General features: G+C 51.5%; 1 protein-coding gene. It reads left to right on the top strand.

The window, feature by feature from the left end:
• Positions 1–1170: elongation factor Tu (gene tuf, locus HMPREF3119_RS09150; protein ID WP_070579441.1), on the top strand; the 1170-nt coding region annotated here is incomplete at its 5' end.
• Positions 1171–1172 lie beyond the last annotated feature (2 nt).

The following is a 1172-nucleotide window of genomic DNA, read 5'->3' as shown; positions in this document are numbered from 1 at the left end:
TTTGAACGTACGAAACCGCACGTTAACGTTGGTACTATCGGCCACGTTGACCACGGTAAAACTACCCTGACTGCTGCAATCACCACCGTTCTGGCAAAAACCTACGGCGGTAACGCTCGTGCATTCGACCAGATCGATAACGCGCCTGAAGAAAAAGCACGTGGTATCACCATCTCTACTTCTCACGTAGAGTACGATACTCCGACTCGCCACTACGCGCACGTTGACTGCCCGGGGCACGCCGACTACGTTAAAAACATGATCACCGGTGCTGCACAGATGGACGGCGCTATCCTGGTTGTTGCTGCAACTGATGGCCCTATGCCACAGACCCGTGAGCACATCCTGTTAGGTCGTCAGGTTGGCGTTCCTTACATCATCGTATTCCTGAACAAATGTGACATGGTTGATGATGAAGAGCTGCTGGAACTGGTTGAAATGGAAGTTCGTGAACTTCTGTCTCAGTACGATTTCCCTGGCGACGACACGCCAATCGTTCGCGGTTCAGCGCTGAAAGCACTGGAAGGCGAGCCAGAGTGGGAAGCTAAGATCGTTGAACTGGCAGGTTTCCTGGATTCTTACATCCCGGAGCCAGAGCGTGCAATTGACAAGCCGTTCCTGCTGCCAATCGAAGACGTATTCTCAATCTCCGGCCGTGGTACCGTTGTTACCGGTCGTGTTGAGCGCGGTATCATCAAGGTTGGTGAGGAAGTTGAAATCGTGGGTATCAAAGATACTGCGAAAACCACCTGTACCGGTGTTGAAATGTTCCGCAAACTGCTGGACGAAGGCCGTGCCGGTGAGAACGTCGGTGTTCTGCTGCGTGGTACCAAGCGTGAAGAAATCGAACGTGGTCAGGTTCTGGCTAAACCAGGTTCAATCAAACCACACACCAAATTTGAATCAGAAGTTTATATTCTGAGCAAAGATGAAGGTGGTCGTCATACTCCATTCTTCAAAGGCTACCGTCCACAGTTCTACTTCCGTACCACAGACGTAACAGGTACTATCGAACTGCCGGAAGGCGTTGAAATGGTAATGCCGGGCGACAACATCAAAATGATCGTCACCCTGATCCACCCAATCGCAATGGACGATGGTCTGCGTTTCGCAATCCGTGAAGGCGGCCGTACCGTTGGCGCGGGTGTTGTAGCGAAAGTGATGGGTTAATT

Origin of the sequence: Morganella sp. HMSC11D09 (assembly GCF_001807955.1) — a bacterium.
GTDB lineage: Bacteria > Pseudomonadota > Gammaproteobacteria > Enterobacterales > Enterobacteriaceae > Morganella > Morganella morganii.
This window is presented reverse-complemented; position numbering and strand designations above follow the sequence as displayed.